This is a genomic window from Sphingopyxis sp. TUF1 (assembly GCF_036687315.1).
GTDB lineage: Bacteria > Pseudomonadota > Alphaproteobacteria > Sphingomonadales > Sphingomonadaceae > Sphingopyxis > Sphingopyxis kveilinensis.
In genome coordinates this window covers 3,456,257-3,470,982 of sequence record NZ_CP144683.1, presented here as the reverse complement: position 1 = coordinate 3,470,982, position 14,726 = coordinate 3,456,257, and the positions used below count along the sequence as shown (strand labels likewise).

The window sequence follows — 14,726 nt, the reverse complement described above, 5'->3', positions numbered from 1 at the left end:
GTCTATAGCGCCCGCGAGATTCAGCCTGTCCGATGGCTGCGCGGACGCATGTTCGGCAGCAAGGAAGGGTGGGCTGGCGGATCATAAGAACAACAGGCAACGGGCGGCATTATCCTTATGAAGAGCTTGAAAACCCCTGTAATCAAGGTGTTAATTGCGGCAGCCTTGTCGCTTGGCGCAGTCGGCGCCGGACAGGCACAGACCGCCGCAACGGCTCCGGCGGAAGCGCCTGCGGCCACGGTCGCCGCGAATCCCGCGCCTGCGACCGCTCCGGTCGCAGCCCCTGCTGCGACGCCCACCGCCGCGCCGGCTACCGCCGACGCTGCTGCGCCCGCGGGTGATGCGACCTACGTGCCGATGAAGCCGACCCCGGGTGTCGGCCAGCCGATCGACCGCGGCATCGACTTCCAGCCGCAGGTCAGCCCGATAGGCGAGCAAGCCTATTGGTTCAACCATGTGATGCTGCTGCCCATCATCACGATCATCTCGCTCTTCGTTCTTGGTCTGCTGCTTTGGGTGATCGTGCGCTACCGCGCCAAGGCGAACCCGGTGCCGTCGAAGACGACGCATAACACTTTCATCGAAATCATCTGGACCGCGATCCCGGTGCTGATTCTCGCGGTGATCGCGGTGCCGTCGATCCGGCTGCTGGCAGCGCAATATGAACCGCCGAAGGCCGACGCACTGACGATCAAGGTCACCGGATACCAATGGTATTGGGGCTATGCCTATCCCGATCAGGGCATCGGGGAATATGTGTCGAAGATGTTGAGCAAGGAACAAGCCGACGCCGCGGGCGAGCCGCACCAGCTGGCGGTCGATAACCGCATGGTCGTTCCCGTTGGCCGCCAGGTTAAGCTCATCATCACCGGCGCGGACGTGATCCACAGCTTTGCCGTTCCCGCCTTCTGGACCAAGATGGACGCCGTCCCCGGCCGCGCCAACGAAACGACCTTCACCGCGAACAAGGTCGGCGTTTATTACGGCCAATGTTCGGAACTGTGCGGCGTCGATCACGGCTATATGCCGATCGCGGTCGAAGTGCTGCCGGTGGATAAGTGGGAAGCATGGGTCCGCTCGAAGGGTGGCAATCCGAATGGCCCGGTGGACGAGACCGCCGCTGCGGCGCCGGCACCGGCCGCAACGCCTGCCGCCACGACCGAATCAGCGCCGGCAGCGGCTCCCGCCGCCATCCCGGCCGCCAAGAATTAACAAGGGGTCCGACAGATGACCGATATTGCAGCGACTGCACCCGCGCACGGCCATGCCGATCATGCGCACGACGATCACGACACGCCCGGCTTTTTCGTCCGCTGGTTCATGTCGACGAACCACAAGGACATCGGCACGCTCTACCTGATCTTCGCGATCGTCGCGGGGATCGTCGGCGGTGTGCTGTCAGGCATGATGCGCTGGGAACTGGCGGAGCCCGGCATCCAGCATTTGACCGGCTGGGCGCAATTCTTCGACGCTTCGGCGAGCGAGGTGCAGGCCAAGCACTTCTGGAACGTGATGATCACCGCGCACGGTCTGATCATGGTGTTCTTCATGGTGATGCCGGCGATGATCGGCGGCTTTGGCAACTGGTTCGTGCCGTTGATGATCGGCGCCCCCGACATGGCGTTCCCGCGCATGAACAACGTCAGCTTCTGGCTCACCGCCGTCGCTTTCATTATGCTCGTCGGGTCGATGTTCGTGCCGGGCGGCAGTGGCCTGGGTGCCGGCACCGGCTGGACGGTGTATGCGCCGCTGTCGACGAGCGGCTCGGCTGGACCCGCGGTCGACATGGCGATCTTCTCGCTCCACCTTGCCGGCGCGGCGTCGATCCTCGGTGCGATCAACTTCATTACCACCATCTTCAACATGCGCGCCCCGGGCATGACGCTGCACAAGATGCCGCTGTTCGTGTGGTCGGTGCTCGTCACCGCCTTCCTGCTGCTGCTCGCGCTGCCCGTGCTCGCTGCGGCGATCACCATGCTGCTGACCGACCGCAATTTCGGTACCACCTTCTATGATGCGGCAGGCGGCGGCGATCCCGTGCTTTACCAGCATCTGTTCTGGTTCTTCGGCCACCCCGAAGTCTATATCATGATCCTGCCGGGCTTCGGCATCGTCAGCCAGATCATCTCGACCTTCAGCCGCAAGCCGGTGTTCGGCTATCTCGGCATGGCTTACGCCATGGTCGCGATCGGTGTCGTCGGCTTCATCGTATGGGCGCACCACATGTTCACGGTCGGCATGAGCGTGAACCTGAAGATGTATTTCACCGCGGCGACGATGGTGATCGCGGTTCCCACGGGCATCAAAATTTTCAGCTGGATCGCGACGATGTGGGGCGGATCGATGAGCTTCAAGACCCCGATGGTCTGGTCGCTCGGCTTCATCTTCATGTTCACTGTCGGCGGCGTCACGGGTGTCGTTCTCGCGAACGGTGGTGTCGATACGGCGCTGCACGACACCTATTATGTCGTTGCGCACTTCCACTATGTGCTGTCGCTCGGGGCGGTCTTCTCGCTCTTCGCCGGTTTCTATTACTGGTTCCCGAAAATGTCGGGCCGGATGTACAGCGAAGTCCTGGGCCAGCTGCACTTCTGGATCTTCTTCATCGGCGTGAACGTCCTGTTCTTCCCCCAGCATTTCCTGGGGCAGCAGGGGATGCCGCGCCGTTATCCGGACTATCCCGACGCCTATGCCTTCTGGCACCTCATCTCGTCCTATGGCTATGTCATCATGGGCGTGGGCGTGCTGATCTTCTTCGTGAATATCATCTACTCGCTGGTCGCGGGCAAGAAGGCGGCCGACAATCCGTGGGGCGAGGGTGCGACGACGCTCGAATGGACGCTGTCGAGCCGCCGCCGTTCCACCAGTTCAACGAACTGCCGCGTATCGCCTGACAGGCCGCGCCCTCTGCTGACCTTCGGCAGAGGGCGCCGCCCTGATGGCCGGAGTGATTATGGCGCAGAGCCTGACCCATGATATGATGACGCTTCCCGCGGACTGGCGCGACCTGTTCGCGCTGACCAAGCCGCGCGTCATGTCGCTGGTGGTGTTCACTGCGCTCTGCGGACTGCTCGCAGCGCCGGGTGACGTGCATCCGGTCCTCGCCTTTTCGTCGATCCTCGCCATCGCGCTCGGGGCGGGCGCGTCGGGCGCACTCAACCAATGGTATGAAGCGGGGCTCGATGCCAAGATGAAGCGCACCGCGGGACGCCCGCTGCCTGCCGGGCGGCTCGATCCGCAGACTGCGTTGCAGTTCGGGATTGGTCTCGCGGCTTTTTCGCTGTTCCTGATGCTGTTCGCATCGAACTGGCAGGCGACGCTGCTGCTCGCCGTGTCGATCTTCTTTTATGTCTTCGTCTATACGATGTGGCTGAAGCCGCGCACGCCGCAGAATATCGTCATCGGCGGCGCGGCGGGGGCGTTTCCGCCGCTGATCGGCTGGGTCGCGGCGACGGGATCGATCGCGCCGCTGCCGGTGATGCTGTTCCTGCTTATTTTCCTGTGGACCCCGCCGCATTTCTGGGCGCTCGCGCTCTTCGTCCGCTCGGATTATGCCGACGCAGGCATTCCGATGATGCCCGTCGTCGCGGGCGAGACATCGACGCGGCGGCAGATTCTTTTCTATGCGATCGTAATGGCGGCGGCGGCGATCGCGCCCTGGCCGCTCGGCTACACCGGCGCGCTCTATGGCTGGACGGCGATCCTGCTGTCGGCAATCTTCGTCCTGCTATCGGTTCGGGTCGGCACGCGCACTGCGGGCGAGGGCGATCGGATGCAGCCTGAAAAGCGGCTGTTCGCTTTTTCGATCGCCTATCTTTTCATTCTCTTCGGCGCAGTCGTCGCCGATCATTGGTGGCCGCTATGACCGACGAATCCGACCAGCAGCCGTTCGATGAGGCCGAATATCGCCGGCGCCAGCGCAGCCGCGCGAATATGATGGCGTGGATGCTCGGCGCGCTCGCTATCCTGTTCTTCTTCATCACCATTGCCAAAATGCAGATTTTCGCATGATCCGGAGCCTGTCCCCGAAAGCCAAGACCGCCAGCCTTGCCGGCATCCTCGCGCTCGCGATGACCGGTCTCGGCTTCGCCGCGGTGCCGCTCTATGATCTTTTCTGCCGCGTGACGGGTTTCGGCGGCACGAACGCTACGACGCGGTCGCGGCTGCGGCCGAGCCCGAGATCCTGAACCAGACGATCTCGGTGCGTTTCGACGCGAATGTGTCGCCCGCGCTGCCGTGGAAATTCTATCCCGAACATCCGCGTGACACGGTCAGCGTCGGCGCGCGCGACATGGCGATTTTCATCGCCGAGAATAATTCGGCCGCGCCGGTCGTCGGTACCGCCAGCTTCAACGTTACGCCGACGCAGGCGGGCAAATATTTCACCAAAATCCAATGCTTCTGTTTCACCGAACAACGGCTGGAACCGGGGCAGCAGATGCGGATGCCGGTGCTGTTCTTCGTCGATCCGGCGATCGTCGATGACCCCGACGCGCGCGACGTCCAGGAAATCACCTTGAGCTACACCTTCCACCCTGTAGAGGCGGTAGACGAGGGCAAAAAGGCGAGCTAAGGCCGCATCCAAGAGTCTAACAAGGACCGGCGGGTGATGGGGAATCGTCACGCTGGGGCAGCAAAAACGGGAATTGTGACATGGCCGGTGCCAAACATCATGACTATCACCTCGTAAACCCCAGCGTCTGGCCGCTCATCGGCTCGTTCGCGGCGCTCGTGATGTTCTTCGGCCTCGTCATGTTCATGCACGAGGATTATTTCGGTGCCGCGGGCAAATGGGTGCTCGGGCTCGGCTTCATGGGCGTGATCGCAACCTTTTTCAGCTGGTGGTCGGACGTCATCAACGAAGCGCATGCCGGCGATCATACCCCCGTCGTGCAGCTGCACCTGCGCTATGGCATGATCCTGTTCATCGCGTCCGAAGTCATGTTCTTCGTCGGCTGGTTCTGGGCCTGGTTCGACTTCTCGCTCTTTCCGGTGCCGATCGAATATGCCGATGGCGCGATCACGTCGCTTTTCGGACAAGAAGGCGCCGATGCGATCACCATGTGGCCGCCCAAGGGCATCGAGGTCATCGATCCGTTCTCGCTCCCGCTGCTCAACACGCTGATCCTGCTCTGCTCGGGCACGACGATCACCTGGGCGCACCATGCGCTGATCCACGGCGACCGCGAAGGCCTGAAAAAAGGCCTGTGGGCGACGATCATCCTCGGCGCGATCTTTTCGATGATCCAGGCGTATGAATATATGCATGCGCCCTGGGGTTTCGGCGGCAGCAATTACAGCTCGGCCTTCTACATGGCGACGGGTTTCCACGGCTTCCACGTGCTGGTCGGTACGATCTTCCTGATCGTCTGTCTTGTTCGCGCCTATAAGGGGCATTTCACCCCGCAGCAGCATTTCGGTTTCGAAGCGGCGGCGTGGTACTGGCACTTCGTCGACGTTGTGTGGCTGTTCCTCTTCATCATCGTCTATGTCTGGGGCGGCTGGGGCGCGCCGATCGCCGCGCACTGATTTGACCGGCAAGGAACCATCACCAAAGGGGCAGCCACCAATCGCGCGGGCTGCCCTTTTTGGCCTCTGTCCCGAATGCGGTGCGCAGACCTTGTTCGACGGGCCGGTGAAGTTTGCGCCGCGCTGCCGCGTCTGCGCGCTCGATTTCCAGCGCTATAACGTCGGCGACGGGCCCGCAGCCTTCCTGACGATGATCATCGGCGCGCTGCTGATCGTGCTGGCGCTCGCGCTCGATTTCGCGTTCGAGCCGCCGCTATGGATCCATGCCCTGCTGTGGGTGCCGCTGACCGCTGCGGCGGTGGTCTATGGGCTGCGCGTTGCCAAAGCGGCGCTGCTCGCGTCAGAACATCAGCGCAGCGCCGCGGAGGGTCGACTCGCCGGAACGGATGAGGATGACTGACCCGGTTTCGCCGCCGCCGCCGCCGCCCCGCTGGCCGCTGATCCCGACGCTGCTCGTACTTGCCGCGGTCGCGACGATGATCGGCCTCGGCGTCTGGCAGCTCCAGCGCAAGGCCGACAAGGAAGCGCTGATCGCGCTGTACGAACGCAATATGGCGATGTCGTCGCTCGTCACCTATCCCGAGCTGCCGCCGGTGCCCGATGCTGTGCTCTATCGCAAGAGCAGCGTCGTCTGCCTCGAACCCGTGCGCTGGGATCCGCGCAGCGGCACCGACCGCAAGGGCGGTACGGGCTTTCGCATGATCGCCGACTGCCGCACCGGCGCCGAAGGGCCGGGCGTGCTGGTCGATGTCGGTATCGGCGACGGTTTTGCGCCACCCAAGTGGACCGGCGGGATTGTCCAGGGGACGATCGTGCCCGGCCCCGAGCAGCCGAGCATGATCGCGCGGGCGATGGGCAAGGCGGCGCCAGCACGCGCGATGCTGGTCGCCGATACGCCGGTCGCGGGGTTGCGGCCGAGCGCCGTTCCGTCGGCCGACGACACGCCGAACAATCATCTCGCTTATGCAGTTCAGTGGTTCCTCTTCGCCGCCGCGGCGCTCGTCATCTATTTCCTCGCCGTCCGTCGCCGCTTGCGGCCGTAAGCCGTCGCCGCTAGGCGCGTCTGCGTCATGGACTATATCAGCACCCGCGGCTCCGCGCCGACCCTCGACTTTCGTGCCGCCACGCTCGCGGGCCTCGCCAGCGACGGCGGGCTTTACGTGCCCGCGAAATGGCCGCAGATGTCGACCGACGAAATTCGGGCGCTCGCCGGGCTGGATTATGTCGAAACGGCGGTCCGCGTCATGCGACCCTTTGTCGAAGGCGCGCTGACCGAGGATGAATTGCGCGGGCTGTGCAAGGCCGCATATGGCCGCTTCAGCCACGATGCCGTGACGCCGCTGGTCCAGCTCGACCATCGCCACTGGCTGCTCGAACTGTTCCATGGGCCGACGCTGGCGTTCAAGGACGTCGCGCTGCAATTGCTCGGCGAATTGTTCGAGACGTTCCTGAGCGGCGGCGACACCGACATCACGATTGTCGGCGCAACGTCGGGTGATACCGGATCGGCGGCGATCGAGGCGGTCGCGGGGCGCGAGCATATCCAGATTTTCATGCTTCATCCCGAGGGCCGCGTCAGCGATGTCCAGCGGCGCCAGATGACGACGGTGCTTGCCCCCAATGTCCATAATATCGCGATCGACGGCAGTTTCGACGATGCGCAGGCGATGGTGAAGCGGCTGTTCGGCGATGCCGACGCACGGAGCCAGGTCAATCTGTCGGCGGTCAACAGCATCAACTGGGCGCGGCTGATGGCGCAGATCGTCTATTATTTCTACGCGGCCGTCCGTCTTGGCGGCCCCGATCGTCCGGTGGCGTTCAGCGTGCCGACCGGCAATTTCGGCGATGTGTTCGCGGGCTATGTCGCGGCGCAGATGGGGCTGCCCATCGCTCGGTTGGTGGTCGCGACCAACGTCAATGACATCCTCCACCGCGCGCTCACCAGCGGCGACTATAGCGCGGGTACAGTGACGCCGACCGCGACGCCCAGCATGGACATTCAGGTCAGCAGCAATTTCGAGCGGCTGCTCTTTGACCTCGCAGGCCGCGACGGCGGCGCGATCGCGGGCATGATGGCCGAGTTCGATGCCAAGCGCGCAATGACGATCCCCGCCGACATGCTCGGCGGCGCGCGCGACCTGTTCTCGAGTGCCCGCATCGACGGCGACGCGATGACGCTCGCGCTGCGCTGGGCGCAGGAACGCGGGGGGCAGATTATCGACCCGCACAGCGCGGTTGGGCTCGCCGCAGCGCGCTCGCTCGACATCGACGCCGACATTCCGGTCATCACGCTCGCCACCGCACATCCCGCGAAATTCCGCGAGGCGGTCGAGCGCGCGACGGGCGTGCGCCCGCCGCTGCCCGCGCGGCTGGGCAATCTGTTCGAGCGCGAGGAACGTTACACGAAGCTTCCCGGCGACTATGACGCGGTCAAGGCCTTCATCCTTGCGGAAGCCTCGCGTGGCTGATCTGTTGCCCCTCGTCACGCTCGTTGGCGAGGCGTGGGATGATTATGGGCTGGTCGACAGCGGCGGCGGCCGCAAGCTCGAACGCTATGGCCGCTATCGCTTCATCCGCCCCGAACCACAGGCGATGTGGGCACCCGCGCTGCCCGAAAGCGAATGGGCTGCGGCTGATGGCGAGTTCGTGCCCGCGTCCGACGATGATGGCGGCGGCCGCTGGTATTACCATAAACCCGTGCCCGCCGAGGGCTGGCCGCTTGGCTGGCGCGAGACGCGCTTCACGGCCTCCTGCACGCCCTTTCGTCATCTCGGCTTCTTTCCCGACATGGCGCCGGTGTGGGACTGGCTGCGCGAACGCGTTGCCGACAAGCCCGACCCAGCCTTTCTGAATCTCTTTGGCTACACCGGCGTGGGCAGCCAGGCGCTCGCGGCGGCGGGCGCGTCGGTGACGCATGTCGATGCCTCCAAAAAATCGGTGGGGCAGGCGCGCGAAAATGCGGCGCTTGCAGGCATGGCCGACATGCCGGTGCGCTGGATCGTCGACGATGCCGGCAAATTCACTGCGCGCGAGGTGCGACGCGGGCGGCGTTACGATGCGATCCTGCTCGACCCCCCCAAATTCGGGCGCGGTCCCGGCGGTGAGCGCTGGCAGATCGAGGAGGGGCTGGCGCCGCTGCTCGCCGATTGCCGCCAGTTGCTCGACGGGGACAGCCGCGCGCTGTTCCTGACCGTCTATGCCGTGCGCATGTCGGCGCTCGCGATCGGCGAACTGCTCGCCCAGCTTTTCGCCGACTTGCCGGGCAAGGTCGAATGCGGCGAGCTTGCCGTGCGCGAAGAAGCGCGCGCCCTGCTGCTGCCGACGGCGATCTTCGCGCGCTGGAGCCGCTGACTGGCGTGCTACGCCCGCGACAGACACCCTAACGTACCGACGATTGTGTCCGTAGGGTCTATGGCCCTCACGGGACCGCCTATCCGATGCTCCCATTCCGATTAGGCCAAGGGGCAGGCGCCGTTCATCCGCCAAACGGCGTCCGTGCCTATGCATACGAATGTCGCGACGGCGCAGTATCAAATAGGCTTGCTCGCCGCCGCCAATATGACATGACCCGTGTAGGGCACGACCCGATCAGAAAATATTGGGGGATGGCATGGCTTTGGCGCCGGATAATTCGTCGAGCAGCGACCCGATTGCGGTCGAAGGGCAGGGCGCGCACGTCGATGCGCCCGAGCTGCGGCTGTTCGTCATGGGACTGTTCTTCATTTTCGGAGGCATCACGTCGCTGAACGACGTGCTGATCCCAAAACTCAAAGAACTGTTCACGCTCAACTATACGCAGGCCATGCTGATCCAGTTCTGCTTTTTTACCGCTTACCTAGTGATCGGCATTCCAGGGGCCAAGCTGGTCAAGAAGATTGGCTATATGCGCGGCGCAGTCGCGGGATTGCTGACGATGCTTGCCGGATGCTTGCTCTTCATTCCTGCATCGCAACAGGCGGTCTATGGGCTCTTCCTGCTTGCGCTGTTCGTGCTCGCAAGCGGCGTCGTGATTGTCCAGGTCGTCGCCAACCCGCTGATCTCGCTTCTCGGCAAACCCGAAACGGCGCATAGCCGCCTGACCTTTGCGCAGGCGTTCAATTCGCTGGGGACCACCGTTTTTCCGATCGTTGGATCGATACTGATCCTCGGCAGCCTGGCGACGGTCAGCGCCGACCAGCTGTCGGGCGCCGAACTCGATGCCTATCGAACCGCCGAAAGCCAGGCGATCGTTCACGGGTATCTGGGGATTGCCGTCGCGCTCGCCGTAGTCGCAGGCGCGGTATGGCTGTTCCGCAACCGGCTTCAGGGTGAAAGGCATGAAGCAAGCGCGGGCCTTGCGGGTTTCGACCTGCTGAAGCGCCCGCGTTTCGGCTTCGGTGCGCTCTGCATCTTTCTTTATGTGGGGGCGGAGGTGTCGATCGGCTCGCTCGTCGTCAGTTATCTGATGCAGCCGGGCGTGATGGCACTGCCGGAACAGGCCGCAGGCAAGTTGATCGGGCTGTACTGGGGTGGCGCGATGGTCGGCCGCTTCATCGGTTCGGGCCTGATGCGCGTCGTCAGCCCGGGCAAGCTGCTCGCCTGCGTTGCGATCGGCGCGATCACGTTGATCTTGATTTCGACCAACAGCAGCGGGGTCGTCTCTGGATATAGCCTGCTCGCAATCGGGCTGATGAACGCAATCATGTTCCCGACGATTTTCAGCCTCGCGTCCGAGAAACTCGGGCCGCGCGCAGCCGACGGGTCGGGGATCATCAACGTGGCGATCTTCGGCGGCGCGGTCGTCCCCCTCGCCACCGGGGTGATTGCCGATGTCACGGGTAGCCTCGCCACGGCGCTGCTGCTTCCCGCTCTATGCTATGCGGTGATTGCCGCGTTCGGCTATTACGCGCGGCGTCCGGCCGTTTGACGGCAAGGCCGCGGACAACGGGCGATCATGCCAATTGTCCGCGGCGCCCGCCCCCTCGCGGAAAGCCGGTAATCAGGACGGCTCAGCAATGCGGATGCAGTTGCGGCCGCTCATCTTCGCCTTGTAGAGCGCCGCGTCGGCCGCCTTCAGCGCGGCGCGCGCATCGCCATAACCAAAGACATCGGCCACCCCGCCCGAAAAGGTGATCTGTCCGAACGGTTCGTCGGTCTTGCGGTTGATGAGGCGCCGGTCGGCAAGCGCCTCGCGCGCATCGTCCAGCTTTTCGGCGGCTTCGGTCGGGGTGAGACCGCGGAACAGCATGACGAATTCCTCGCCGCCGTGGCGCGCAACATGGCACTTGTCGTTCGAAATGCGCGCGAGCGTGTCGGCGATGGCCTTGATGACCCGGTCGCCCGCCTCATGGCCGTGGGTGTCGTTGACCTTCTTGAACTCGTCGATATCGCAGAAGGCTACGCTCAGCGGCTCGATCGCCGCGCGCGCTTCCTTATAATGCCGGTCGAGCAGGTTTTCGAATGCGCGGCGGTTCGGAAGCCCGGTCAGATAGTCGAGCTCGGCATCGCGCTTGGCGCGGTCGAGGCTGCGGCGCAGCGCTTTTGCCTCATCCTCGCTCTTGCGCATGTCCTCTTCGGCCTTGCGCGTGCGTTCGAGCATGACCTTGGCGAGGTCGGCGAGGCTCGACACGATGCGTCCTGTCTTTTGAAGCTGCTCAAGATCGGAGACATGCTGTTCCAGTTCGATCCCGTAATCGCTGGTGGCGGTGCGGGCATCCTTGGTGTTGGCGTGAAAAGCCTCAAGATTGGCCTCGAGCCGACTCATCAGCTTGTCGAGTTCGACGCGGTCCGGTTGGCCGCTTTCCTGTTGCTCCACCTCGTCGAGCCATTTTTGCGTGATGCCCTGTGGGCTTTGCGCCTGCGCGACGATCTGCCGCGCGAGGCGCGGGTTGCGGCCCGAAAAGGCGCCATGTGCGATCAGCAGGTTTGCAGGCGAAATTTCCAGATCATTATCGACGAGGAAAGAGGTGATCGACGCGGCTAGCTCGTAACGCGATTCACGCGCCAAGTCGCGGGGCCCCCCGGGGTCGACGGGCGGATAACCGCCGTCGGAGGCACCGCCGCGCGTGCGGCGAAGCCCGAGCCAACCCATGAGCCGCCCAACCGGCTCGTTCGATGCTGTCGCTTTTGTGGTCATGCGAGCTTTAACGAGCGGGCCGGCCCTGATTTAAAGGGGATTCACGCCGTTTTGGCGCGATTTTTTTCGCGTCGTTTAACGGTTTCGTGGCCATAACCATTATATAGCCGGTAAATCAGCGGTTTAGCTTCATCCCGTTCTTTGGTGTGGCGCCCATTCGCGCACATCGCCATCGTTACCTTGCATCAGATGATTGCCTACCGATTGACATGCTGAGAGCCAGAGCCTTGACGGTTAGGCGTCATGAGCGCGCGGAGCCTTGTTCAATCGCGCGGGTTCGGGCGACGAACCGTTAAAAACAGGACGAGTCTCCAAATCACCGGGCCATCCTGATCGGCGCTTATATCATATAAGCGACGTTAACTATATATCTGCAATATAATTGAATTTTAACGAAAAATCTAGTAGTAGTTCAAATGGTGTGGGGCGTTTTTTCAGCATATACAACGGGTTATCCCGGCGTGTTGCTGTCGGCAAGGTAAAAGACATGAGCCAACGTCGCTTATCCGATCCGGCTGAGGAGCCGAGTCATTCCGCGGCGGACGACCGCCGCGGCGGCGATCGCTATCGCACGGTGTGGCGGATTGCCAAAGTCATCCGCAACGGTGACGCGGGGCTGTGGCGCGTGCGGAACATGTCCGATCGCGGCATGATGCTTGCAGCCGACGTCCCGATCACGGTCGGTGAACATTTAGAAATCGCGTTGTCGGACACGGTTACGCTCGGCGGAAAGGTCGTCTGGTCCGACGGCGGCCGATGCGGGGTGTCATTCGATACCGAGGTCGATGTCGCCGAAGTGCTCAAACAACTGGCGGCCGAACAGCGCGCGATGGGCTATCGCCAGCCGCGTTTGCCGGTTCACAGTCAGGCGCAGATTGTCGCCGACGACGGAACCGCCAGCGACATTGAGCTGGTTGATCTGTCGCAACATGGCGCGGGCTTTGTCCACGGTACGCATTTCGAGGTCGGCAAAGAGTTCGACCTCATACTCGCCGGCGGAGTTAAGCGGCACGCGATCGTGCGCTGGTCGCGCGGAGGGCGCGGCGGGCTATGGCTGACGCAGCCGCTCGACCGGGCGGACCTTGAAAGCATCCACCGCTTCGAAAACTGAGCGCGGGTTCAAGGTCAGACGTCTTCGACCAGTCGGCCGTAAAGCTGCGGTCGCCGGTCGCGGAAGAAGCCCATGCCGGCCCGGTGTTTCGCAGCGCGATCGAGGTCGATCGTCTCGACGAGCGCGCCGGTTTCGTGTGCGCCGAACGCCTGCGTCATGTCGCCCCACTCGTCGGTGATGAAGCTGTGGCCGTAAAAGCTGGCGTCGCCCTCGGTGCCGATCCGGTTTGCGGCGATGACCGGCATACAGTTCGACACGGCATGGCCCTGCATCGCGCGGCGCCACATGCGGCTGGTGTCGAGGTCGGCGTCATAGGGCTCCGATCCGATCGCGGTGGGATAGAAGAGCAGTTCGGCGCCCATCAGGGCCATCGCGCGCGCGCATTCGGGATACCATTGGTCCCAGCAGACGCCGACGCCGATGCGCGTCCCGAACAGGTCCCACACTTTGAAGCCGGTGTTGCCGGGGCGGAAATAATATTTCTCTTCATACCCCGGCCCGTCGGGAATGTGACTTTTGCGATACGTCCCCATGATCGCGCCGTCGGGGCCGATCATCGCGAGCGTATTGTAATAATGCGGCCCATCCTTCTCGAAAAAGCTCGTCGGGATCGCCACCTTCAGTTTTGCGGCCAATGCCTGCATTGCAATGACGCTCGGATGTTCGGACGTCGGCCGCGCCGCCGCGAACAGCGCCTCATCCTCAACCTGGCAGAAATAGGGGCCTTCGAAAAGTTCGGGCGGCAGGATGACCTGCGCACCCTGGGCGGCCGCTTCCTCGATAAGCGCGATCACGGCCTCGATATTGGGCTGGACGGGGCCGGGCAGGGGGAGCTGTAATGCTGCGATAGTTATGGTGCGGGTCATGGGCCGGATATAGGCCGGACAGCGCATCTTGCCAGAGCAAAAGCTGCACCCTCACCCTCGGCGTCCCAGCCTTCGCCGGGACGACGCAAAGAATTAGCGCGGCACTTGCTGGCTCGAGCAATGGAAGCTTCCGCCGCCGACGATGATCCCCCGCGCGGGCACGCCCACCGCGCGGCGATCAGGGAACAGCGCCGCGAGCGTCTCGATCGCAGCCTGATCGTTCGGCGCGCCATAGGTGGGCACGACGACGGTGCTATTGCCGATATAGAAGTTCATATAACTTGCCGCCGCTACCTCTCCGTCGATTTCCACGCGGCCGGGTGAGGGCAGATCGACGATCTCGACCCCGTCAAAAGCTTTGGCGCGCGCGCGGGCGTCAGCATAGACATGCGCATTGGGATCGTCGTTACCTGCCGCAACGGGTAACGCCAGCCGCCCTTCGCCGACGAAGCGCGCCAGATTATCGACATGGCCGTCGGTGTGGTCGCCGATCAGGCCGTTGCCCAGCCACAGGACGCGATCGATGCCGAGGGACTTGTGCAGCCGCGTCTCGATGTCGGCGCGCGTCAGCGACGGGTTGCGGTTCGGGTTGAGCAGGCATTCCTCGGTCGTGACGCAGAGCCCGGAGCCGTCGACGTCGATGCCGCCGCCCTCCAGCACCCAGTCACAATCGCGTGTCGGAAAAGCCATATAGGCTGCGATGATTGAACCGATCTCGCGGTCGCCCGGCATGACGAATTTATTGCCCCACCAGTTGAAATCGAAATTGCGCGCGGCTCGCGCACCGCCGGTACCGACGACGATCGGTCCGGTATCGCGCAGCCAGATGTCGCCAAGCGGCATGATGTGCAGCTCGACACCCGGATCGACCATGGTTTCGGCCAGATCGGCGTTCGCGTGATCGCGCACCACCAGTCGCACCGTCTCGCCGCGGCCCTCGTCGTGAACGGCATTGGCGAATGCCGCGACGTCGCGCCGCGCGGCGTCTATCTGCCCCGACCATTCCTCGGCGAAATGGGGAAAGCCGATCCACACCGCATCGTGCGGTGCCCATTCGGCAGGCATGTGCAGGGGCATCGGGTCTCGATCCTGTTCAGCTCCGTCA

13 protein-coding genes and 2 pseudogenes are annotated in these 14,726 nt (G+C 63.4%); 12 read left to right on the top strand and 3 right to left on the bottom strand.

The genetic code is table 11. The annotated features are described in order from the left end of the window. Positions 1-117 precede the first annotated feature (117 nt). From coxB to VSX77_RS16360, 11 genes and pseudogenes are all read left to right on the top strand, one after another. Entirely contained in the window at positions 118-1,212 is a 1,095-nt protein-coding gene (gene coxB / locus VSX77_RS16410; protein WP_338425661.1) for a cytochrome c oxidase subunit II, read from the top strand. Positions 1,213-1,227: 15 nt separating this feature from the next. Beyond that, positions 1,228-2,894 (top strand): annotated as a pseudogene (gene ctaD / locus VSX77_RS16405) (cytochrome c oxidase subunit I). A gap of 44 nt (positions 2,895-2,938) precedes the next feature. Next, positions 2,939-3,865: a heme o synthase gene (locus VSX77_RS16400; RefSeq protein WP_338425660.1), complete on the top strand. Its 927-nt coding sequence runs from the start codon at positions 2,939-2,941 to the stop codon at positions 3,863-3,865. Then, positions 3,862-4,011 (top strand): hypothetical protein, encoded by a 150-nt coding sequence (locus VSX77_RS16395; protein ID WP_338425659.1) that lies wholly within the window; start codon positions 3,862-3,864, stop codon positions 4,009-4,011. The genes VSX77_RS16400 and VSX77_RS16395 overlap by 4 nt, the downstream gene beginning before the upstream one ends. Further along, positions 4,008-4,573: pseudogene (locus tag VSX77_RS16390) on the top strand (cytochrome c oxidase assembly protein). The gene VSX77_RS16395 and the pseudogene VSX77_RS16390 overlap by 4 nt, the downstream one beginning before the upstream one ends. 80 nt (positions 4,574-4,653) lie before the next feature. Beyond that, a complete protein-coding gene (locus VSX77_RS16385) occupies positions 4,654-5,529 on the top strand; it encodes a cytochrome c oxidase subunit 3 (protein WP_338425658.1) in 876 nt (291 codons plus the stop codon). After that, positions 5,489-5,929, top strand: coding sequence for a DUF983 domain-containing protein (locus tag VSX77_RS16380; RefSeq protein ID WP_338425657.1), 441 nt, complete (start codon positions 5,489-5,491; stop codon positions 5,927-5,929). Before VSX77_RS16385 ends, VSX77_RS16380 begins: the two co-directional genes overlap by 41 nt. Continuing rightward, positions 5,922-6,572 carry an SURF1 family protein gene (locus VSX77_RS16375; RefSeq protein WP_338425656.1) on the top strand — a complete coding sequence of 217 codons (651 nt, stop codon included), beginning with the start codon at positions 5,922-5,924 and terminating at the stop codon, positions 6,570-6,572. Before VSX77_RS16380 ends, VSX77_RS16375 begins: the two co-directional genes overlap by 8 nt. 27 nt (positions 6,573-6,599) lie before the next feature. Continuing rightward, the gene (gene thrC / locus VSX77_RS16370; RefSeq protein WP_338425655.1) at positions 6,600-7,997 is read left to right on the top strand and encodes a threonine synthase; all 1,398 of its coding nucleotides are present in this window, start codon (positions 6,600-6,602) and stop codon (positions 7,995-7,997) included. Positions 7,998-8,001: 4 nt separating this feature from the next. Continuing rightward, complete coding sequence (locus VSX77_RS16365; protein WP_338427178.1) at positions 8,002-8,880, top strand: class I SAM-dependent methyltransferase; 879 nt, start codon at positions 8,002-8,004, stop codon at positions 8,878-8,880. 259 nt (positions 8,881-9,139) lie between these two features. Continuing rightward, on the top strand, positions 9,140-10,435 hold the full coding sequence (locus VSX77_RS16360) for a sugar MFS transporter (protein ID WP_338425654.1): 1,296 nt from the start codon (positions 9,140-9,142) through the stop codon (positions 10,433-10,435). Between the two features lie 72 nt (positions 10,436-10,507). Here the strand turns inward: VSX77_RS16360 and VSX77_RS16355 are convergent, their stop codons facing one another. Continuing rightward, on the bottom strand, positions 10,508-11,644 hold the full coding sequence (locus VSX77_RS16355) for a sensor domain-containing diguanylate cyclase (protein WP_338425653.1): 1,137 nt from the start codon (positions 11,642-11,644) through the stop codon (positions 10,508-10,510). Positions 11,645-12,131: 487 nt separating this feature from the next. On the opposite strand from VSX77_RS16355, the gene VSX77_RS16350 reads away from it, so the two are divergent. Further along, positions 12,132-12,755, top strand: coding sequence for a PilZ domain-containing protein (locus tag VSX77_RS16350; protein ID WP_338425652.1), 624 nt, complete (start codon positions 12,132-12,134; stop codon positions 12,753-12,755). A gap of 14 nt (positions 12,756-12,769) precedes the next feature. Here the strand turns inward: VSX77_RS16350 and aguB are convergent, their stop codons facing one another. Together aguB and VSX77_RS16340 are read right to left on the bottom strand one after the other, a co-directional pair. Then, the gene (gene aguB, locus VSX77_RS16345) at positions 12,770-13,621 is read right to left on the bottom strand and encodes an N-carbamoylputrescine amidase (protein WP_338425651.1); all 852 of its coding nucleotides are present in this window, start codon (positions 13,619-13,621) and stop codon (positions 12,770-12,772) included. A 93-nt stretch (positions 13,622-13,714) separates the two neighbouring features. Next, positions 13,715-14,698 carry an agmatine deiminase family protein gene (locus tag VSX77_RS16340; protein ID WP_338425650.1) on the bottom strand — a complete coding sequence of 328 codons (984 nt, stop codon included), beginning with the start codon at positions 14,696-14,698 and terminating at the stop codon, positions 13,715-13,717. Between the last annotated feature and the right edge of the window lie 28 nt (positions 14,699-14,726).